The following is a 21323-nucleotide window of genomic DNA, read 5'->3' on the forward strand; positions in this document are numbered from 1 at the left end:
CCCTTCTCGTTCCGGTGGTGTCGTCGTACGCACGGGCTCAGGCGATCTCGTACCGGAAGTCGGCCGGGGCGGGCCGCTCGTTGCCGATCATCATGATCAGCAGCGGGGCCTCGCCGGTGCCGTCGAGGCCGAGTTCCTCGATGTACGAGATGTTGTCGAAGCCGAGCGCGACACCGCAGCCGACGCCGAGCGCGGAGGCGGTGGTGTACGTGGTCTGGGCGATCGCCCCGACGGTGGCGTTGACCAGGCGGTAGCCCCGGTCCCCGACGGCGTCGAGGACGGCGTCGGTGCGGACCGTCGGCACCAGTACGGCGGCGGCCTGCTCCAGGTTGTAGTTGGACAGGAAGTAGTTCTTCTGGAGGAAGGCGCCCGGCGCCCCCGCCTTCACCAGGCGCAGCACATGGGCCTCGGGGTCGTACTCGTACGCCCCCGGTTCGATCCCTTCGACGTGTCCGACGAAGGCGTAGAGCTTCGCGAGCCGCTGCCCGCCGGTGTCCCCGCCGATCACGGACCCGGCCACCGAGGCCGCCAGGCAGGACGCCAACTGCCCTGCCGACATGGGGCGTTGGGCGTCGAATCGGCCGAAGCTGCTGCGCCGCTCGCGGAGTGCGGTGCGGACGTCGACGGCGAGCGGCGGGCAGGGCGGCAGCGCGGTCACCGGCCGGTCCGGCACGGGCGGGTGCGCGGCGGCCGGGGCGAGGGCGGCGGGGTCGGGGCGGTCGGCGGCCCCGGCGGCGGTGACGGCCTGCATCCGGCGGAGCGCGTCGAAGGCGAGGACGGTACGGGAGCGTTCCCGGTCGCGGTGGCGGACGGCCACCGGGGCGGCCGGGGCGGGGGTACGGGCGGGGCCGGCGCCGGTCCACCGGAGCGGGACGACGGCGAAGACGCCCTCCTCGGCCGTGTCGACGCCGAGGAGCCGCCCGAGCCGCTCCTCGTCGAACCAGAGCGCGGGCTCGACGGACAGCCCGCGCGCCCCGGCCCACATCCGCCAGGTCTGGAGGCAGGCGCCGAGGTCCATGGTCACGGCGTGGAAGGAGAAGTTGTTGTACTTGAAGGCGTTCTGCCAGTACTTGATGGACAGGACGAGGTACTGGTCGGTGTCCGGGCCCGGCGCCCCGTCGCCGAGCGCCGCCCGCACCTCGCCGGTCACGTCGCCGGTCAGCAGCCTGCGCATGGCGTGGTGCCGGACGGAGTAGTAGTGCACCCCGGGCGGTACGGGGGCGCCCGGCCCGGAGACCCAGTGCACGGCGACGGGGTAGAGGCCGCCGCCGGAGGCGGTGCCCCGGGACCAGTTGGCGAGCGGGTAGAACGGCAGGGCGTTCAGGTCGGTGTTGGCCTGGACGCCGAGGCGGCGGCCGGTCAGCCCGTAGGAGTCGCGGAGCATCCCGGACAGCAGCGGGAGGTCGAAGGCGCCTTCCCCGTGGGCGTGCCGGGCCAGCCCCCGGTCCAGGTCGGCGTCGGCCGGGTAGCCGCAGTCGGGGAGCGGGAGGCTGTCGGTGCCGGGGTAGAACTTCGTCTTGCGGGGCCCGTCCGACCAGTTGGGCACGAAGTCGGCGGGGTCCATCGGGATGCGGCCGCGGTGCAGGATCGCGGTGGCGTATTCATGGGCGTACCCCATGGCGGGCTCCTCGGTCACGGGAAGGGGTGCGGGGGTGCCGGACGTCCGGCTGTCGGGGGGCACGGGCGTGCGGCCGGCGGCGGTCACGGGAAGGGGTGCGGGGCGGGGTTGAGGTCGGCGTCGGTCAGGTCGTCCTCGCGCAGTCCGGCGGCGCGCAGCGCGGTGCGCAGCCGGTCCATGCCGAGGGCGCGCTGCCGGCTCCAGCCGAAGTCGATCGGCAGCAGCCCCGGCACCAGGACGCTGACCGTGGTCAGGCCCAGCCCGCGCTGTTCGGGCATGGTCTGGTCGACGACGATCACGTCGAACCCGGCGGCGGTGACGGCGTCCACGCACCGGTTCAGGTCGGTGCGCAGGTCGTCGGAGACCGGGAGCACCGCCCGGTTCCCGCGTCCGGCCGCGGGGCCGTCCCCGTACAGCTCGTCGAAGGAGAGCCGGGGCGGGCGGGGCGCGCCCGGGGCGCCGAGGAGGAAGTCGGCGTGGTGGCCCATCTCGGGGAGCCCGTAGACCAGCGGGTGGTCGTGGAGCGCCTCGACGCGGTCGAAGTCGGCGGCCATGGCGCGCAGCCGGTCGCGTTCGCGTGCGGTGCGGTGCGGCAGGTTGACCGCGTCGGTGGCGATCTCGCACAGGGCCCCGGCGAGCGCCGCCTCCGGGTCGAGCCCGGCCCCGGCGCCGAAGCACATCAGGCCGTCACCGCCGTCGCGGCGGACCGCGACCCCGGTGACGACCGGGACGGGGAAGGTGATCCGGGTGTCGAAGAAGCGGGCCTCGTAGCCGTACATCTCCAGCCGGTCGATCATCTGCCGGGTGGCGGGGCGGCGGCTGGTGGCGGCGTCGATCTCCGGCAGCGCGGCCCGCCCGTACCAGGCGAGCAGGAAGGCGTCGCGCTCGACGACCTCCATCAGCCCGAAGTAGACGGCCTCCTCCAGGCAGCCGCCGGAGGCGCAGCCGTTGGAGCTCTCCTGGACGAACCGGTTCTCCAGCCCGGGGGCGTGGTAGTACGCCAGGATCTCCGGCACCAGGACCGCCCGCCCGTCGCGCAGCGACCAGCCCTGCACCCAGGGGATGCGCCGGTCCGGGGCGAAGGGGACGACGCGGGGGTTGGCGCGGTGGAAGGCGTCCGCGTACAGCCCGCAGGTGCGGGGGTCGAGGGCGTGCTCGCCCCGGGCCCGCAGGGCGTCCAGCGAGTCGGTCGTCCCGGCCCGCCTGGCCCGCGACCGCATGCCCGCGTACCGCTCCAGCCCCTCCAGCACCCCGATCCGCATGGACTCGGCGTACGTGTCGGCGTGTCCGCCCCAGAAGGTCTCGCGCAGGTACTCCCCCGAGCGCATGGAGAAGCAGCCGATCGTGGCGGAGGTGGAGGTGGAGGAGACGTCCTGGACGACGGACGGGCCGAGCGAGCCGCACACCGGGTTGGCGTAGGGCTCGACCGGCAGGTCGTACGCCTCGATGTCCCGGACCCGGAAGCCGCCGGGGCGGCGCTTGGGCGCGGGGCGCAGCACGAGTGCGGCCGCCTCGGGGGTGTCCGCCTCGACGATGCCGCAGCGCGGGCATTCCGGGTCGGGCACCAACGGGTAGTGCCGGACCGTCAGTTCCGCCAGGTCGACCAGGTGGACCGCCGGGCGGCCGCCGGTGCGCGGGCCCTCCCCGGCCAGCCGGGCCGCGACCAGCCCGGCCAGCGCGTGCACGGCGAACGGGGCGGGGTACGGGGACTCCCCGGCCGCCCGGGTGCCGGAGCCCAGCTCCAGCGCCTCGCGCAGGGCGACGGAGCGGACCGCCTGCCAGCGCCGCTCCAGGCACCGGGCGCAACCCGGCGCCCCGTCGTCCGGCGCGAACGGGCCGACGACCGCGTGCCGCCCGTAGAACCGCACGGGCACGGCGCCCGCCTTCCCACCGTCCCCGCCGTACGTGTCCGCAGCCTCCGACACGTCGGCGAAGGCGTCGCGCACCCCGAGCGGGGCCACGTCCAGCGGGGGCGGGGTGCCGTACCGGGCCAGCGCCTCCCGGAGCGCCGCCGCTAGGGCCCGCGCGGTCGCGGACAGTACGGGGGCCTCCCGGACCGGGGCGTCAACGGGCATCGGTGCCGCCCGCCTTCCCGGCGGCGCCGCCCGCGTACGGCACGGCGCCGTCGACGGTGAGCAGCACCCGGGCCGTGCTGATGCCGCCCGCCGCGAGGTCGGCCGGGGTGGTCGGCAGGTACAGGGCGTCCCGGCCGGCTGCCCGCAGCGCGTCCAGCACCGCGTCGAAGGTGGTGTCGGGCCCGTCCACCGCGACCGGTGCCCCGGTCACCGCGACGCTGCCCGCCGCCAGGTCCCCGACCAGCGGGTCGCCGGTGTCCACCGCGCCGACCGGGTCCTCGGCGGCCAGCTGCGCCTGCCCGAGCAGGTCCCGCAGCGCCGCGCAGGCCGCCGCCCGGCGCGAGAGCCCCGCACCGACCGCCCAGCGGCCCCGGGCGCCCCCGCCGTCCGCCTCGCGGGCCAGCACCACGTGGGCGGTGGTGCGGGCCGGTTCACCGAGATCCAGGAGGTCCACCGGGAGGTCCAGGTTGGCGGCGGACTTCAGCAGGAAGACCAGCTCGGGGTCGTCGCCGTCGGCCGCGACCGGGCGTACCTCGGTGGCGCCGCGCACCGCCCGCAGCAGGGCGTCGTGGGCCAGCGCGGACATCAGCCCGGTGCCCGCCGCCTCCCGCGCGTCGGCCCCGGCGCCCGATCCGGCGACCGTCGCGAGGTGCAGCCGCCCCCGGTTGTCCGGGCCGAACGGCCGCACGGCCGCGGCGGGCACCCGGGCCGCTTCCCCGCCGGTCAGCGAGGCGACGGTGGTCCAGGCGTCCGGGACCGCCCCGGTGCCGCCGCCGGTGGTCAGCGCGTCCGGCCCGAGGACCCGGCCCGCACCGCCTTCGCAGGAGGACCCGGCGGGCGGCACCACGTGCTCGACGTAGGCGCCGGCCGCCGCGTACAGGGCCCGCATCCGCGCCCCCGCCAGGTGGTGGACGTCGAAGGCGGCGATCCGGCGGCGCCGTCCCGCACCGAGGGCCACCTCGATCCGGCTGAGCTTCAACGGGGTCTGGGTGAGGGCCTCGTCGTCCCAGCTCCGGAAGATCCCGGTGTGCGGGCGGACCATGGACGCGCTGATCCGGTTCAGCTCCTCGACCAGCTCCTCCGCGTCGCGGGCGGTCTCCACGGTCGCGGTCACCGGCAGGGCCGGCCCGTCCGGGAGCGCCCCGGCGGGCTCCGGCGCGGCCGCCTCCGCGCAGCGCGCGCAGCGGGGGTGCGGGGCGACCGGTTCGGCCATGACGTCCAGCGAGGCGAGATCCTGGATCAGGACCTGGCGGTCGGTCTCGGCGGGCAGCACGCCCGTGGTGAGGCGGAAGATCTCGTACCCCAGCAGGTTGCCCACCATCGCGGCGACCGGCCCGTCCACCGTGTCCGTGGCGGCGGGCACCGCCCCGGCCGCCGCGCCCCACAGCTCTGCCGCCGCGCCCGCGTCCACGTTGCCGCCCAGGCGCAGCACCGCGCAGGACCAGCAGCCGGTGGAGGCGGCGGTGGCCAGCGGGCCGACCACCAGGCGCTCGGCGAAGAGCCAGGCGGGGATGAGGGTGCGGCCCTCGGGCACCCCGGCGGCCAGCAGCCGGTGGGTGCGCGGACCGGCACCGGCACCGGTCACCACGACGACGTCGTACCCGTCCAACGCGGCCCAGTCGGCGCCGGTGCCGTCCCCGTCCCCGGCTCCAGTGGTGATGCGGGCGGCGTGGGCGGCCGCCTGCTCCGCCTCGGCGGTGACGTCGTCGAACGCGGCGGTCGTACCGATCCGTACGCAGCCGTTGCGCAGCAGGCTCAGCGCGCACCAGCGGGCGATCTCGTCGTCGCCGAGCACGGCGACCCGGGTGGCACGGAAGCGGGCGAACCGTTCCGGTGCCCGGTCGGTGTAGTGGTCGATGTAGGCGATCTGGGCGGCGAACCGCTCGGCCACGTCGTCGTCGACCGGGGCCGGTCCGCCGGCCGCCTCGGGCACGTCGCGGGCGAAGTCCCGGGCGTAGAGCGTGCGGACGAGTTCCGCGGCCATCGCGCGCTGGGCGGGGCCGAAGCCGGAGCAGAGGTCGGCGAGCCGGTGGTGGCCGGTCAGATGGGGCACGACGAGGGAGGCGAAGCGGTAGGCGGTGCGCCCGGCCAGGTGGAAACCGCCGTCGGCGTTGTGGAAGAGGACCCCGCCGGGGGTCTCGGTGAACAGCACGTCGCGGCGGATCCGCGGCCGGGTCCCGGCCAATGTGTCGAAGACCGATGCGGGGGAGGCGGGTTCGGGCCCGGCGGTCGCGGACGCCGGTGCGGTCGCGGGCGCCGGTGCGGCGGGGTCGGCCGTCGGCGCGGCGTCGGGGGCGCGCTCGGTGGTGGCGGCGGTCTCGGCCATGGGGGTCACACCTTCTCTGTGCGGCGGATGCGGTCCTGGTCGGTTCTCCGCGCGTGGGCGCGGAGCAGTTCGTGGATGCGGTACGGGCCTGGCGGGCCGTCCTCCAGCAGCCCGGCGTCGGCGAGCCGTTCCAGCACCGCTTCCGGGGTGCCGGGGACGTCGTCGGCGGTGAAGGCGGGCCCGGTGCCGGTCGCGGCCCGGTGGAACGCCTCGGAGAGCCTCGGGTCGAGCCGGGCCAGCGCCCCGTCGAGGACGGCGGGGACGGACAGGCTCGGGGAGTCGGGGAGGACGAGCCGGGCCAGCGGGTCGTCGCCGAACCAGTCGACGGCGTCACCGAGCGACAGCGCGGGCCGGGTGAGCAGCCGGGCCGTCAGGATGCGCAGGGCCAGCGGAAGGTGTCCGCACAGCCCGGAGAGTCGGCGGGCCGCCTCCGCTTCCGCCTCGACGCGTTCGGCGCCGAGGACGGAGACCAGCAGGGCGTACGCCTCGGGCTCGGTGAACACCGAGAGCCGGTGCACCCAGCCGCCGTGCGTGGCGACCAGCCCGGCCAGCCCCATCCGGCTGGTGACGACCACCGCGCCCCGGGCCTGGGCGAGCGCGGGCAGCAGCGGGCGTACCTGGTCGGCGTCCACGACGTCGTCGAGCACCAGCAGGACCCGCGCCCCGCCCGCCTCGTCCGAACCGCCCGTACCTCCCGCGCCTCCCGTGCCGAGGGCCGCGTGGGCCTCGGCCGCCAGGTCGGCGGCGGGGCGGGCCTCGCCGTCCGGGCGGGTCGCCGTGACCACCGCCCGCCCGCCGGGGAAGGCGTCCCGCACCAGGTGGGCGACGTGGTGGGCGAGGGCCGACTTGCCGACGCCGGGCGCCCCGGACACCAGGATGATGGGCGGCTGCCGGTCCCCACTCGCCCCGGTGTCGGCGGCGTACGCGGTGAGCCGGGCGGCCATCGCGGCGGTCTCGGCCTCCCGCCCGGTGAAGTCCGGCACCGGCCGGGGCACGGCGGCCCAGGGCACCGGGAAGGCCGCCGGGCCCGCGGAAGCCGCAGGGGTCACGGCCGTACCGTCGCGCACCACGGACACCTCGCGCACCGGCACCGGTCCCCGCTCCCCCGCCGCGATCACCGTCCCCTCCAGCACGCCCACCGCCGCCCCGGGGCCGAGGTCCTCGCCGCGCAGGATGGCGAGTTCGAGCTGCTGGAGGGCGGGCGAGGGGTCCACCCCCAGCTCGTCCAGGAGGAATTCCTTGACCCGCCGGTACTCGGCGAGCGCCTGGGTCTGCCGCCCGGTCCGGTACAACGCCTCGATCAACTGCTCGTGGAGCCGCTCGTGCCCCGGGTATACGCGCGTAGCGGTCCACAGTTCGACGAGCGCCTCACCGTGCCGGCCGAGCCCCAGCAGCAGGTCGCAGACCCGTTCCACACTGCGCAGCCGCTCCTCGGCCAGTCGCGGCACCTCGTCCCGGTGCAGGACGTCGGAGCGTACGTTGGCGAGCAGCGCGCCCTGCCACAGCGACAGCGCGTCCTTCAGTTGAAGGAGTTCGGCCTCCGGGTCGTGGGTGAGCAGGACGGCGCGGCGCACCTGTTCCCGGAAGCCGAGCAGGTCGAGGGTGTGCGGTTCGGCGGTGATCCGGTAGCCGCCGGGGACCGCCTCGATGACCGTCTCCGTCACGCCGTGCTTGGTGAAGAGCCGACGCAGCCGGAGTACGCAGGTCTGGAGCGCGGCCTTGGCGGTGACCGGCTGTTCCTCGCCCCAGACGGCGCGCTGGAGGTAGTCGGCGGAGACGACGGAGTTGGCGCGCAGGAGGAGCGCCGCCAGCAGGATGGTCGGCTTGGACGGCTGGAGCACCACGGATTCGGGGCCGTCGGCGAGGGTCAGTGGCCCGAGCAGCTGGAACCGCATCGGCCGCGGTCCTAGTCCCAGCCGTTGACCAGCTTGCACACCGGGACCGGTACGGAGACCGGCAGCCCGGCGAGGGCGGCCTCCACGCTCTCGCAGGCCCGCGCGGTGCCCTGCGCGGCCTCCGGCCGGCCCGTCGCGTCCCCGGGGGCGGCGGAGGCGGTGGCGGCGCCGAACAGGAGCCCGGCGAGGGCGATCCCGGTGACGGCCGCGGTGCGGGCGAGGGCCGCGGTACGGGTCACGCGGGCGGGCCGACATGAAAACGGAGAACTGAACACGTGTGTCCCCTTCGGCGGTGTCGTCCTGCCGGGGGTGTCCCGGCAGGACGACGATGCCAGCGGCAAGGGCGCGGCAGCAGGGGCCTCGGTGTCAGCATGCTGCACCGGTCGCGGCAGCTTCGTGCAACGCGGTGGCCGAACTCCGTTGCTCCACAGGGGCGCACGCGATCCGGCCCCGGAGTGTTTGGAGGAACACCCCGGGGCCGGATGCGGCCAGTCTACGCGGATCGTACGGCTCAGCCGTCGGCGGCGATCGCGTTCAGGACGTTCATCCGCCCCGCCCGGAACGCCGGGACCAGTGCGGCGAACAGGCCGACGAAGGCGGAGGCGACGAAGACCGTGAGGATCGTCGGCCACGGGATCTCCAGGATGTCCAGCCCCTCCAGGGCCAGCAGCCGCTGGGCGGCGGTGCCCCAGCCCATGCCGAGCCCGAGACCGAGCAGGGCGCCGAAGACCGCGATGACCACGGACTCCAGGCGGATCATCCGGCGCAGTTGGCGGCGGGAGAGGCCGATGGCGCGCATCAGGCCGATCTCGCGGGTCCGTTCGACCACCGACAGGGCCAGGGTGTTCACCACACCGAGCACGGCGACGATGATCGCGAGCGCCAGCAGCCCGTAGACGATGTTCAGCAACTGGCCGATCTGGTCCTTCAGCTCCTGCTTGTAGTCGGCCTGGTTGCGGACCACGTACTGGGGGTACTTGGCGAGGGCGGTCTTGAGCGCGGCGTACGTCTCCTTCTCCTTGCCGTCCACGGCCTTGGCGAAGAGCATCACGTCCTGCGGCATGGCGTCGGCGGGGAGGTACCGTTCGGCGGTCCGGATGTCGGTGTACATCGCGCCCTTGTCGATGTTCACGTCGTCCGAGGTGATCGCGCCGATCCGCAGCTTGGTGGTCTTCCCGTCCCGGAACGCGACGGTGAGCCGGTCGCCGACCTTGAGGTGGTGCTTCGCGGCGTAGCCCTCGCCGACCGACATGGCGCCGGGGGCGTAGGCGTCGGCGAGTTCACCGGAGACGGTCTCGCGGCGCAGGTCGTCCTTGTACGTGGGGTCGACGGCGGAGAGGCCCTGCTTCTCGGTGGTGCCGTCGGGGGCGGTCACCCGGGCCTCGACGCCGCGGTAGCGGGTGATGTGTTCGAGGTCGGGTACGGCGGTGACGGCCTTCGCCGCCTGGTCCACGATCGGGGAGCCGTCCCCGGCGGACTGGACGATGAAGTCGGCGCCCACGGAGCGGTCCAGTTCGTCGGTGGCCGAGGCGACCATGGAGGAGCCGACCACGGAGAGGCAGGCGACCAGCGCGAGGCCGACCATCAGGGCGGCACCGGTCGCCCCGGTACGGCGCGGGTTGCGCAGGGCGTTGCGTTCGGCGAGCCGGCCCACGGGGCCGAACACCCGCAGCAGCACGGCGCTGAGCACCCGGACCACGAACGCGGCGAGCAGCGGGCCGATCACGATGAAGCCGACCAGGGTGAGCAGGACGCCCACCCCGAGCGGGAGCGAGCCGCGGCCCGCGTCGTCGGCCCGTGCCGCGGCGACCAGCGCGGCGCCGCCGCCCAGCGTGAGGGCCAGCCCGAGCGCGGCCCGGACGCGGCCGGTGCGGCCGTCCGACGGCGTACCGGAGTCGCGGAGCGCGGCCATGGGCGAGACCTTGCCCGCCCGGCGGGCCGGGAAGTACGCGGCGACGACGGTGACGACGACGCCCAGCACCAGGCCGGTCACCGGGGTCGTCCAGGCGACGGTGAGGTCCTCGGTGGACAGTTCCATGCCCACCGCGCCCATCAGCTTCATCAGGCCGACGGCGAGGCCGATGCCCGCGCCGACCCCGAGGAGCGAGCCGACGGTGCCCAGGAGCAGCGCCTCGACCAGCACGGACCGGTTGACCTGCTTGCGGCTGGAACCGATGGCCCGCATCAGGCCGATCTCGCGGGTGCGCTGGGCGACCAGCATGGAGAAGGTGTTGACGATCAGGAAGATGCCGACGAGCAGGGCGATCCCGGCGAAGCCGAGCATGGCGTACTTCAGCACGTCGAGGAAGGAGCCCATGGAGTCCTTGTTGGCCTCCGCCGCCTCCTTCTGCGTCCGGAGCTCGTACGCGCCCTGGTCGCCGACCGCCGTGGCGACGTCCTTCTTCAGCCGCTCGTGGGGGACGCCGGTGTCGGCGGTGACGTTGACCAGGCTGAAGACGTCGTCCCGGCCGAGCAGCATGCGCTGCGCGGTGGCGGTGTCGAAGTAGACGACGGCGGCACCGGGGTTGGTGATCCTGAAGGTGGCGATGGCGCTGATCCGTGCCCGGATGTCGCCGTGGGGGGTGATGGTGCGCAGTTCGTCGCCGAGCTTCAGGTGGTGCTTGTCGGCGGTGTCGGCGTCGACCATGACCTCGGTCGGGCCGCGCGGTGCGTGGCCGGAGGAGATCTCCATCGAGCGCAGGTCGTTGCGGGTCCAGTTGCCGGCGATGGTCGGGGCGCCGGTGGTCGAGCCCATGTTCTTGTCGTGGCTGTCGACGACGGTGACGGACATGCTGGTGACCGCGCCCTCGGCGCTCTTCGCGCCGGTGGCCTTCGCGGCCCGTTCGACGACGGAGGCGGGGACGGTGGCGGGCTTGCCGCCGCGCGGCCCCATCATGTCCTCGTCCTCGGCGGTGCGGGGGCCGACGGTGACGTCGGCGGAGGTCGCGGCGAAGAGCTTGTCGAAGGTGGTGCTCATGGTGTCGGTGAAGACGAGCGTGCCGCACACGAACGCCACCGACAGCAGGACCGCGACGGCGGAGAGCGCCATGCGTCCCTTGTGGGCGAGGAAGTTCCGCCGCGAGGTCTTCCAGACGGTCATGAGGTCCGCCCGCGCGCGTCGAAGTCCTTCATCCGGTCGAGGACCTGGTCGGCGGTCGGGTCGCGCATCTCGTCGACGATCCGCCCGTCGGCCAGGTAGAGGACCCGGTCCGCGTAGGAGGCGGCCACCGGGTCGTGGGTGACCATGACGATGGTCTGGCCCAGTTCGTCGACCGAGCGGCGCAGGAAGCCCAGCACCTCGGCCCCGGCCCGCGAGTCCAGGTTCCCGGTCGGCTCGTCCCCGAAGATGATCTCCGGCCGGGCGGCCAGGGCCCGGGCCACCGCGACGCGCTGCTGCTGGCCGCCGGAGAGTTCGGTGGGCCGGTGCTTCAGCCGTCCGGTGAGCCCGACGGTGTCCACGACCTGCTGGAGCCAGGCGGCGTCGGGGCGGCGGCCGGCGATGTCCATCGGCAGGGTGATGTTCTCCAGCGCGTTGAGCGTGGGCAGCAGGTTGAACGCCTGGAAGATGAAGCCGATCCGGTCGCGGCGGAGCTGGGTGAGCTTCTTGTCCTTCAGGCCGGTGATCTCGGTCTCGTCGAGGAAGATCTGGCCCGCGCTGACGGTGTCCAGACCGGCCAGGCAGTGCATCAGGGTCGACTTCCCGGAGCCGGACGGGCCCATGATCGCCGTGAACTCTCCCCGAGCGATGTCCACATCGACATGATCGAGCGCGACGACCCGGGTCTCCCCCGCCCCGTAGGCCTTCACGACCTGCCGCGCCCGCGCGGCAACGGCCGTGCGTCCCGCGACACCCCCACGGCTGGGAACGGTTACCGCCGTTGTCACGATATTTCTCCTCTGTCGGCCGATGCCGGGAACGGCTCGGTACGCGTACGGAATCAGGTGCCGGAAACAGCCCGACACCTGCGCGTCCGGCCCATCCCCCGGGCGGGGTCTCCCCCGCCCGTCCCCCCGGGCCCGCCATGTCCGCGGCGGGCTCCAGCCGCTCGTCGCGGCGTAAGAACACCGTAAGGAATCAGCCGTCCCGGCCACGTCCTCCGCCGGGAGGAACGGCCCCTGCCCAGAACTGAGGAGCCACCCCTAAGGGTCTCGGCCCCTGGGTGGAGCCCTTGTAGGGGACTCCCCCCAGGGGTGCACCGACCGCCCCGCAGGGGTCCCCCGTCCCGCCCCGGGGCCACCTTCCGTTCACCACCGGATGCCCAACTGAGCCAATACCAGAGGTAATTCGCGTCACACACTCCCCAACCGCCGTACTGGCGAGTAAGGTTCACGCTTCCGACCGCACCGCACTCCTGCCTTGCCGTCCCCGACCAGGACCCGAGCCACGCAAGGAGCAGCACCCCGATGTCGCACGGAAACCCGTCCCCGTCCCCCCAGCGCGCCGACTACCTGCTGCCCTGGCAGAGCACCGCTCCGGCCCCGCCCGATCCCCTGGCCGACCCGTCCACCGCTCCGGCGCCCGCTGCCCCCGTCCCGGGCCGCCACAGCGACCTGCGCCGGCTGCGGACCGCGTACCGGGCGCTGCGGCGGACCGCGACGCTGACCGCGCTCGGCTATTTCGTGGCCTTCCTGCTGCTGTCGGCGTTCGCCAAGGACGCGATGGCCACCCCGCTGTTCGGCGGCCTCAATGCCGGTATGGCGCTGGCCGTCCTCCAGCTCCCGGTGACGGTCCTCGCCCTGGTGGTGTACGAACGGACCGCCCGGCGCACGGTCGACCCGCTCGCCGCCCGTATCCGCAGAGCGGGAGCCGCACGGTGAACGGATTCGACAACTCCGCGCAGTCGATGTCCCTGGTGGCCTTCCTGGCGGTCGGCACCGTGGCGCTGCTGCTCTGCGTGATGACGGGCCCGGACCGGGACGACCTCGGCGAGTTCTACACCGGTTCCCGCTCGCTGGGCCCGGTACGGAGCGGGCTCGCCCTCGCGGGCGACTACCTGTCCGCCGCCACGGTGCTCGGCACCACCGGCATCATCGCGCTCACCGGGTACGACGGGACGATCCTCGCCCTGAGCATCACGCTCTCGCTGGTCCTGCTGATGTTCCTGCTCGCCGAGCCGCTCCGGAACACCGGCGGGTTCACCATGGGCGACGTGCTGGCGCGCCGCTCCCCCGGCCGCGCGGTCCGGGTCACCGCCTGCGCGGCCACGATCGCCGCGCTCGTCCCCATGATGGTCGTCCAACTGGCCAGCAGCGGCGATCTGCTCGCGTTCATCCTGGGTTTCGACACCTCGGGCTTCCGGACCGGCGCCATCATCGGCCTCGGCATCCTGATGATCGCCTACGCGGCGATCGGCGGGATGAAGGGCACGTCGCTGATCCAGATCGTGAAGATCGTCGTCCTTCTCGTGGCCGCCTTCAGCATCGCCGTCCTCATCATGAACCGGTTCGACTGGAGCACCGATTCGCTGCTCTCGGCCGCCCGGCAGAGCAGTGGGGCGGGGGCCGCGTTCCTGAGTTCGGGGCTCCAGTTCGAGGGCAGCGGGCTCGACATGGTCAGCTCCGAACTGACCGTGGTCCTCGGCGCCGCCTGCCTCCCGCACGTCACCATGCGGATGTCGAGCGCCCGCTCCACGCAGGCCGTCCGCCGTTCGATGTCCTGGGCGGTCGGTACGGTCGCCACGATCTGCCTGCTGCTGGTGGTCATCGGTTTCGGCGCGGCGGCACTCGTCGGCCACGAGGGGATCACCGCCGCCGGGGCCTCCGGGAACAGCGCGATCCTCCAGATCAGCGGGGAGGTCGCGAACGGTACGCGGATGGGGGCGCTGATCATCACGACGATGACGACGGCGATCTTCCTGACGCTGCTCGCCTCGGTCGCCGGGATGATCCTGGCCTGCGCCAACTCCCTGGCCCACGACCTGTTCGGGCACGGGCTGCGCGGCACCCGCCGACCGGGCCGGGGACCGATGACGGGCCGTACCGAGATGCGTACGGCGCAGATCTCGGCGATCGTCGTGGGCATCATCGCCATCGCCCTCGCCGTGGTGGCCCGGCACTGGAACGTGCAGGCCCTGGCCACGCTCTCGTTCTGCGTCGGCGCGTCGGCGCTGGCCCCGGCGCTGGTGTACAGCATGTTCTGGCGGCGCTTCACCCGTACCGGGCTGATCTGCACCCTGGTCGTCGGCACCGTCACGGTGCTGGTGCTGATCACCGGTACGAATCTGGTGTCCGGCTCGCCCACGTCGGTCTTCCCCGACCACGACTTCAACTGGTTCCCGTACACCACCACCGGGCTCGTCTCCATCCCGGCGGGCTTCCTCGCGGGCTTCCTGGGCACGGTGCTCCCCCGCAACACGGCCCCCGCCGCCCGCCGCGTCTACCAGGGCGAGGAGCCCCGCATCCTGGCCGGCGCCCCACCGATCCCCGCCGACCCGCACTGACCGCACCGGCCCGCACGGAACGGGACTGGCACCGCCTGCCGAGCACGGAACTGGGCCCCGGTCCGCTCGATGAGCCCGCGGCAGGTCCTCCGCCGTGACGGGCCGACGAACGCGTCGGTGATCAGCGGCCCCACGCGGCGGGCGAGTCGAACGAGATCCAGACGTCGGGCGGCAGTCCGGGCCGGCCGGGGACCGCTCTGCGCTCCTCCGTCCACGCGTCGCCGGCGATCTCCGTCGCGACACGGCGCCAGAACCGCACCGCGGCGGTGTTGGCGTCCTGGAACGCGATCTCCCACGGACCGGGGTGCCGGGCCACGATCTCCTGTACGGCGCGCAGCCCGGTCCCCGCCCGTCGCGCCCCGCGCACCACGAAGAAGCTGTTCAGCACACGTGTCGCGGCGGTCAGGTTCCGGACGAAGGCGAACCCGGCCGGGCTGCCGTCACCGCTGGTGAAGAGGTAGGGCGCCCAGTCGGGGTCGTCGGAGAAGGCCGTGTGGAGCCGTTCGCCGCGGAAGGTTCCGTCGGCGTTGGGCAGCACACCGTCGAACTCCGAGAGGTCATGGCGGAACATCAGCCACAGCCGCTCCACCACGGCGCGGTCGGCGCTGTTGGCGAGGCGGACGGATACGTCGGGCACGGGACTCTCCTCAAGTCGGAGGCCCTCGACCGCGGCCTCCGTGTACGGGTACAGGTACGGGTACGGAAAAAGCCTCCCCGGCGGATGTCTTCATCCGGGCCAGGGAGGCTCGTAGTCGGCGGAGACTTTAACAGACCCCCTCGGATACGTCCGCGTTCCGCACGAGTACCGTCCGGCGGGGCCTTCGGTAGATTCCCGCGCATGACCGAACCGAAATCCGTTGTCTGGCCACCCGCTCCGATCAGGACCGAACGGCTCGTGCTGCGGGCTCCCGAGCCCCGGGACCGTGCGATGTTCGTCGAACTGTTCAGCTCGCCGGAGGTGGGCACGTACATCGGCGGACACCGGCCCCGGGACGAGTGCGAGCGCGCGTTGCCCGAGGAGCCCGAGAGGCGGCCCGGCCTCTTCGTGGTCGAGCTCGACGGAACGATGATCGGCACCGTCGAACTCAACCGACGCACCACGGAACACCGGGACGAGCCCGAACCGGGGTCGGGAAAGGCCGAACTCGGCTACCTGTTCCTCCCGGAGGCATGGGGGCAGGGGTACGCCGGCGAGGCGTGCGCGGCGGTGCTCGGCTGGTTCGCCGAAGCGCTTCCCGGCGAGACGGTGGCGCTGCGCACCCAGACCGCCAACGCCCGCTCGATGCGCCTCGCGGCAAAGCTGGGCTTCACCGAGGCGCAGCGGTACGAGGCATGGGGCGCCGAACAGTGGCTCGGCACGGTGTCCCCGGTCGCACCACCTGCTTGACCGGGGTTCCACCCCTGCCTCACTTCTTTACGTGACACTTGGGGGCCAACTGTCACATTTCCTCAGGGGGTGGGGTCGGGCTCGCGGCAGGGACGGCAGAGTCCGTCGCGGAAGGCTTCGGGCCTTCCCGGTACGCCGCACTCGGTGCACTCCGGCATCACCCGACGCACCGGGGCCTCCGCCGGTACGGGCGGAACGGGCGTCGCGGGCAGGAGAGGCGGAAGCTTGTCCTGGAGACGGCGGCGCACCAGCCCGAAGGGAGACCCGACCGCATCGGGAAGCCCTGCCGTCAGGGCCCGGGTCAGGTAGTCGGCATCCACACCCCGCGCGAACCACTCGGCCACCAGCCCCTCCAACCCCGCACAGTCCGCCCCCGACAACGCCAGACGGGAGTCCACCCGCCCCAACCGCGCCAACGCCGCGAACGCGGGCGAGGGAACGCCACCCTGCGACTGCGGGCAGGACATCGGCAGAGGTCCGGGCTGGAGTCGAGGCTGGGGTTCCGGGCGGGACCAGGACTGAGCCTGAATCTGCGGCTGCGGCTGAACCGGGGCCACCGGCTCCGCCGCACGCGGCTGCGGGACCTGCGCGGCAGGTACGGGTACGGAAGCGGAAGCAGGCGTCGAAGGGGCGGCGGCGGGGGCCTGAGGGTTGGGCTGTTGGGTGGCTCGGTGGTTCTCGGCGGCGAGGAAGGCGGTCCACCACTCGTTGTCGTGGGCGACCCGCGACCAGAACGTACGCGTGACCCAACGAACCTGACCGTCCTCGACACTCACGCACCGACCCCGACGAAGATGCCCGGCCACACTCAGCGCCCGTAACGCACTGCCCACCGCCATCTGCCCGTACAACGGCAGAGACTTCGCAAGCGACTTGATGTCCATCGCCGCACCCTCCGCCAACGCCTCCACATAACCCGCGATGTGCCGCTCACGCACCGGCAACGACGCGAAGTCGGCCTCGCACGGCGGGCGTTCCTCCGGAACGGAACGCTTCCCGTAACCCGGCCTCGCCTTCGGCGGGGCAACGCGCGGAGCTGCGGGCGCACAAGGGTCGGAGATAAGCTCGGAAACAGCCACGGGATCGTCTTTCTAATCGGGTGCGATCTTGCGGTCAGACCCCGGGCAGTGCTCCAACACTGTGCCGGGGTCGTTTCGTTCGCACCGTAAACGGGCGCGACTCTGCGCCGCAACTCGATCACAATTAGTCATACTTGCTGGCCGTGACGGGTCCGGGAGGGCGGGTGGGGTTTCCCAACCCACCCAAGAAACCAACCACTTGGAACACACCGCTCGAATCCCGAAGTCCGGATCCCGGCCCCCGAATCCCGAAGCTCAAGCCCCGGGCCCGCGCCCGTTTCCGCGCCCACGAAAGAGTGAACCGGCCCCCTCCCGAAGCTCGGGACTCGGGATTCGGGAAGCACTAGCTCCGCCGACAGCTCGGCGTCCTTCCGCAGGGCACGCCCGTTCCGGTGGGGGCGCGCCGTCGCGTCGCCGTTCGCCGGATCAGCTTCCACATCCGGAGGCGCCATCGCGGTTTCCAGCTCCACCCGGCCCCGTTCACGGCGCCGCCGCAGCTCCCGCAGAACGCGCCGCCCCAGATTCGCCGTCTCGCCCACAGTGGCACTCTCCGCACGGGTCAACACCCCCACGCCATACGCACCCACGGCCGCCGTCGGATACGCGGCCCTGCCTGCTCCGCCGACTCCGCGACCCCTCGGGGAGGCGCACCGGAGTCGGCCGGTCCAGCGTAGGAAGGCCGCGGCCGTCCCGTAACCCGGAGCGCCGAATCCGCCCGGCCCCGTTTTGGGGGCGGGCCGGGGCAGGACACGGCGCGGCGGGGGAGGACGCGAAGTGCGTTCGGGCCGGGGTCAGTTGTGGAGTTCGTCCGCCGGGGCGGTGACGCGGCCGGTGAGGGCGGCGAGGGAGTTGCGTACGTGGGCCATGTGCGCGTGGAGCTGCTCGCGGCTCTCGTCGTGCTCGCGCACGACGCGCTCCGTCTCCCGGACCACCCGTTCCTCGCGGACCCTGGCCTCGGCGATCAGTTCGGCGGCGCGCGCCTCGGCGTCCTCCTGGCCGTGCCGGGCGGCCTCTTCGGTCTCCGCGAGGGCGCGCCGGGCCTCCGCCAGCCGGGCCTCGGCCCGCTCGGTGAGGTCGTCGTGGCGGGCCGTCTGCTCGGCCTCGGCGTCGGCGAGTTCACGTTCGGCCGTCTTCAGGCGCTCCGTGTGCTCCTGTTCCTGGTGGGCCAGGACGCTCGCGGTGCGGCTGACGGTCTCCGCCATCATGGCGCGCGCCTTCTCCCGCACCTCGGCGGCCTCCTCGCGGGCTTCGGCCACCGCCGCGTCGGCCGTCTCCCGCGCGGTGGTCAGCGTGGCCTCCGCGTACGCGACGGCCTCGGCCCGTATCGCCTCGGCGGCCTTCCCGGCCACGGCACGGACCTCGCGGCCCGCCGCCTCCGCCGCGTCCCGCAGCTCCTGCGCCCGGTCCCGGGCAGCGCTCCGTACGCTCGCCGCCTCGCCCTCCGCGAGGGCCAGGATCTGCTGGGCCCGCTCGCCCAGCGACTCGTAGGTCTGCGGAGCGAGCGTGGCGACGACCTCCGCCAGCCGGACCGACTCCGCCGACATCTCGGCCACCAGGGCGGTCAGCCGGTCCACCTCGGCCAGGGCCTCGTCCCGTTCCGCCGAGAGCGCGGACACCGCCCGGTCCACCTGCTCCGGTCGGTAGCCGCGTCCCCGTACACCGATACCGACGAAGCCGTGCGCGGACACCGGTACAGAACTCATGCGTGAAGCCTCTTTCCGACTCTGCGACCATCAGCGACACGTCAAGGATGCGGCAGATCGGACCATAAGTCGGAATCGATCATCTGCTTTACAGACAGAAGCGACAGGCATCACAGCCCCACGCACACCACAGAGCACGGCGCCCGGCCCCCTTCCGGGGACCGGGCGCCGTACGCGGATGGCTCAGAGCCCCACGAGGCCCGCAGGGCCTGCGATCAGAGCAGTCCGTCCCACATCTGTTCGAGCAGCACGGACCACCAGCTCTCCGGCGACGCCAGCGCCGCCGCGTCCAGCGCCATCAACTGGGCCTGGAAGTCGACCGTCCAGCGACCCGCCTGCTCCGGGGTGAGCCCGAACCGCAACCGCCACATCCGGCCGAGCAACGCCATCGAGCGCTGGAACTCCGGCAGCCCGGTGTTCACGAACTGCGGCGGCACCGACTGCCCGCCCGGACCCGCCTCGACGGGCACCGCGACGATGTTCGCGGTCCCGTACTGGACACAGATCGCCCGGCCGAAATCGGACCCCATCACCAGGTACGAGCCCGCGTCGGGCGCGGCCTGCACCTGACGCTGCTGGGCCAGCTCGCCCAGCGTCGGCACCACCGGCTGGCCCGGCTGCGCCCAGAAGAACGGCCCGAAATCGGCGGGCAGCCCCGCCCACACCAGCGCCCGGGCCACCGTCTCGGGCACCCCCTGACGGGACACCGCGCGCTGGTCGAAACGGAGGATGCCCTGCGGCCCGAAGCTCTGCAGCAGCTCCTCCGCGACGACCTCCGGCGGCACCACGGGCGCGGCCGGCATCTGCGGGAGCGGTGCGCGGACCGGCGCCGGGCGGGCCGGACCGTCCGCCACCTGGTGCAGCTCGCCCTGGTGGGTGAGGAGGTGCTGCATGCCCTGCTGGCGGCTGGCGTGGTCGGTGCCGTACGGGGCGACGCTGGTGATCCGCACCTGCGGCCACGTCTCACGGATCATGCGCGCGCAGTAGCCGCCGGGCAGCTCGCAGGACTCCAGCTCGGTGTGGAGCTCGATGACCTGCTGCGGCGGCACGTTCATCGCCCGCAGCTCGTGCAGCATCTGCCACTCGGGGTGCGGGGTGCCGGGCGCCGAGCGGCGGATCAGCTGCTGCTCGCTGCCGTCGGGCGCGCGGTAGCGCAGCACGGCCTGGTAGCCGGGGCCGACGGTCGGCTGGCCGGACGGGGGCTGCTGCGGGTACCCGTACGCGGGCGGCGGCGGGGTGTGCGGACCCTGCGGCGGCACATGGCCGGGGGCACCGGGCGGACCGGGCGGACCGGGCGGACCGGGGGGCTGTACGCCACCGGGGCCACCCATGCTCGGGTTGGCCAGCATCGTCGCGGCCTGATGGACCCCGCCACCGGGCGGCGGCGTCGCACCGGGCGGGCCCGGGGGCCGCACACCACCGGGGCCACCCATGCTCGGGTCCGCCAGCATCGTCGCCGCGTGGTGCACCCCGCCACCGGGCGGCGGGGGCGGCGTCGCACCGGGCGGAGGCGGCGGCGTTCCACCGGGCGGACCGGGCGGGCCCGGGGGCTGCACCCCACCGGGGCCACCCATGCTCGGGTTGGCCAGCATCGTCGCGGCATGGTGCGCCCCGCCACCGGGCGGCGGAGGCGGCACGGCACCGGGCGGGCCGGGCGGCGGCGTCGAACCGGGCGGCGGCGGCACCGAGGCACCCGGCGCACCGGGCGGACCCGGCGGCGGCACCGGCGCACCCGGCGCACCGATCTGCGGGGCGAGCTGGGTCGGCAGATACCCGCCCGCCGGGGCACCGGGCGCACCCGGCCCCGAGGGCGGCGGCACCGGCGCACCCGGAACACCGGGCGCCCCAGGGACCCCCGGCGCGCCCGGAGGCGGCGGAGGTACGGCGCCACCACGCGGACCGGGCGGAGCCACGGCGGCCTTGCCGGTGGTCGCGTCCGCGATGCCCCCGGCCCCGGGCGCACCCGGAACCCCCGGCGCACCCGGACCTCCCTGACCGCCCGGCGCACCGGGACCACCCGGCCCGCCCGGCCTCTCCGGCGACGGCAGACCCGGCACCAGCGCGGTCCGGGGAAGCTGACTGCCCCCCGACATCAGGGCGGTCGGAGCATCGGCCGGCACCACCGGCGGCGGCGTGTTCTCGTCATCGGCCCCGGAGAGCGGCGGCGCGAAGACCGTCGCGGGCAGCGGCACCTCCGCGTCGTCGGAGTCCGCACCCGTATTGGTGTCCGTACCGGCCCACGGGGTCGACCCGTCCGGCACACCCGCCGGAACCGGGGGCGGCGCCGCCGGAGCCGCTGCCGGGGCCACCGGCGGGGGCGGACCCGCCGGAACACCGTCGTTGGCGGTCGGCTCGTACGCCGGCTGCCCACCCTGCGAACCCGGCCCGCCACCCGCCGGCGCACCCTCAGCACGACGGTCCGGGATGCCCAGCTTGTCCGCCGCCCCCTGGAGCCACTCCGGGGGGCTCAACAGGAACGACGTCTGATTCAGATCGATCCGCTGCGGCGGCTCCGGAGCGGCCGCCGCCGCCTCGGCCCGCGCCCCGTACTCCTCCTCGTACCGCCGGATCACCTCGCCCACCGGCAGCCCCGGCCACAGCGTCGCCTCACCACTGTCCCGGGCGATCACCAACCGCTGGTTGCCACCGTCCGAGACGGGACCCTCCGCCCGGTCCTCGCCCCACACCACGAAGCCCAGCTCGAACTCCCGCACCCGCACCTCACGGTGCTGGTACGCCGGAACGTCCCCGTTGATCCACTCGTCCGCGCGCTCCTGCGCCTGCGCAAAAGTCACCATCG

The 21323-nt window shown here is 74.0% G+C and carries 14 protein-coding genes; 3 read left to right on the forward strand and 11 right to left on the reverse strand.

Features of this window, described 5'->3' with window-relative positions:
• Positions 1 to 37: 37 nt before the first annotated feature.
• The 7 genes from ACWC97_RS22230 to ACWC97_RS22260 all read right to left on the reverse strand — a co-directional run bounded on the left by ACWC97_RS22230 (position 38) and on the right by ACWC97_RS22260 (position 11799).
• On the reverse strand, positions 38 to 1618 hold the full coding sequence (locus ACWC97_RS22230; RefSeq protein WP_450651098.1) for a SagB/ThcOx family dehydrogenase: 1581 nt from the start codon (positions 1616 to 1618) through the stop codon (positions 38 to 40).
• Positions 1619 to 1701: 83 nt separating this feature from the next.
• Positions 1702 to 3693 (reverse strand): TOMM precursor leader peptide-binding protein, encoded by a 1992-nt coding sequence (locus ACWC97_RS22235; protein ID WP_450651100.1) that lies wholly within the window; start codon positions 3691 to 3693, stop codon positions 1702 to 1704.
• Positions 3683 to 6019, reverse strand: coding sequence for a TOMM precursor leader peptide-binding protein (locus ACWC97_RS22240; RefSeq protein ID WP_450651102.1), 2337 nt, complete (start codon positions 6017 to 6019; stop codon positions 3683 to 3685). The genes ACWC97_RS22235 and ACWC97_RS22240 overlap by 11 nt, the downstream gene beginning before the upstream one ends.
• A 5-nt stretch (positions 6020 to 6024) precedes the next feature.
• Positions 6025 to 7914 (reverse strand): BTAD domain-containing putative transcriptional regulator, encoded by a 1890-nt coding sequence (locus tag ACWC97_RS22245; protein ID WP_450651104.1) that lies wholly within the window; start codon positions 7912 to 7914, stop codon positions 6025 to 6027.
• A gap of 11 nt (positions 7915 to 7925) precedes the next feature.
• The gene (locus ACWC97_RS22250) at positions 7926 to 8153 is read right to left on the reverse strand and encodes a hypothetical protein (RefSeq protein WP_450651106.1); all 228 of its coding nucleotides are present in this window, start codon (positions 8151 to 8153) and stop codon (positions 7926 to 7928) included.
• A gap of 272 nt (positions 8154 to 8425) precedes the next feature.
• Positions 8426 to 11014 (reverse strand): ABC transporter permease, encoded by a 2589-nt coding sequence (locus tag ACWC97_RS22255; RefSeq protein WP_450651108.1) that lies wholly within the window; start codon positions 11012 to 11014, stop codon positions 8426 to 8428.
• Entirely contained in the window at positions 11011 to 11799 is a 789-nt protein-coding gene (locus ACWC97_RS22260; RefSeq protein WP_352276899.1) for an ABC transporter ATP-binding protein, read from the reverse strand. Before ACWC97_RS22260 ends, ACWC97_RS22255 begins: the two co-directional genes overlap by 4 nt.
• 519 nt (positions 11800 to 12318) lie before the next feature.
• Here ACWC97_RS22260 and ACWC97_RS22265 point away from each other — a divergent pair.
• Both ACWC97_RS22265 and ACWC97_RS22270 read left to right on the forward strand, forming a co-directional pair.
• Positions 12319 to 12732, forward strand: coding sequence for a DUF485 domain-containing protein (locus ACWC97_RS22265; protein ID WP_352276898.1), 414 nt, complete (start codon positions 12319 to 12321; stop codon positions 12730 to 12732).
• The gene (locus tag ACWC97_RS22270) at positions 12729 to 14354 is read left to right on the forward strand and encodes a sodium/solute symporter (RefSeq protein WP_385206711.1); all 1626 of its coding nucleotides are present in this window, start codon (positions 12729 to 12731) and stop codon (positions 14352 to 14354) included. Before ACWC97_RS22265 ends, ACWC97_RS22270 begins: the two co-directional genes overlap by 4 nt.
• Before the next feature lie 121 nt (positions 14355 to 14475).
• Here the strand turns inward: ACWC97_RS22270 and ACWC97_RS22275 are convergent, their stop codons facing one another.
• Complete coding sequence (locus ACWC97_RS22275; protein WP_385206713.1) at positions 14476 to 14991, reverse strand: GNAT family N-acetyltransferase; 516 nt, start codon at positions 14989 to 14991, stop codon at positions 14476 to 14478.
• 201 nt (positions 14992 to 15192) lie between these two features.
• Between ACWC97_RS22275 and ACWC97_RS22280 the strand changes: the two genes are divergently transcribed.
• Positions 15193 to 15741, forward strand: coding sequence for a GNAT family N-acetyltransferase (locus ACWC97_RS22280; RefSeq protein ID WP_352276894.1), 549 nt, complete (start codon positions 15193 to 15195; stop codon positions 15739 to 15741).
• A 62-nt stretch (positions 15742 to 15803) separates the two neighbouring features.
• Here ACWC97_RS22280 and ACWC97_RS22285 read toward each other — a convergent pair whose 3' ends face one another.
• The 3 genes from ACWC97_RS22285 to ACWC97_RS22295 form a co-directional block, all read right to left on the reverse strand.
• A complete protein-coding gene (locus tag ACWC97_RS22285) occupies positions 15804 to 16820 on the reverse strand; it encodes a MarR family transcriptional regulator (RefSeq protein WP_450651110.1) in 1017 nt (338 codons plus the stop codon).
• 791 nt (positions 16821 to 17611) lie between these two features.
• On the reverse strand, positions 17612 to 18523 hold the full coding sequence (locus ACWC97_RS22290) for a cellulose-binding protein (RefSeq protein WP_450651112.1): 912 nt from the start codon (positions 18521 to 18523) through the stop codon (positions 17612 to 17614).
• Between the two features lie 215 nt (positions 18524 to 18738).
• On the reverse strand, positions 18739 to 21321 hold the full coding sequence (locus tag ACWC97_RS22295) for an SUKH-4 family immunity protein (RefSeq protein ID WP_450651114.1): 2583 nt from the start codon (positions 21319 to 21321) through the stop codon (positions 18739 to 18741).
• Between the last annotated feature and the right edge of the window lie 2 nt (positions 21322 to 21323).

The organism is Streptomyces sp. NPDC001108 (assembly GCF_053598535.1).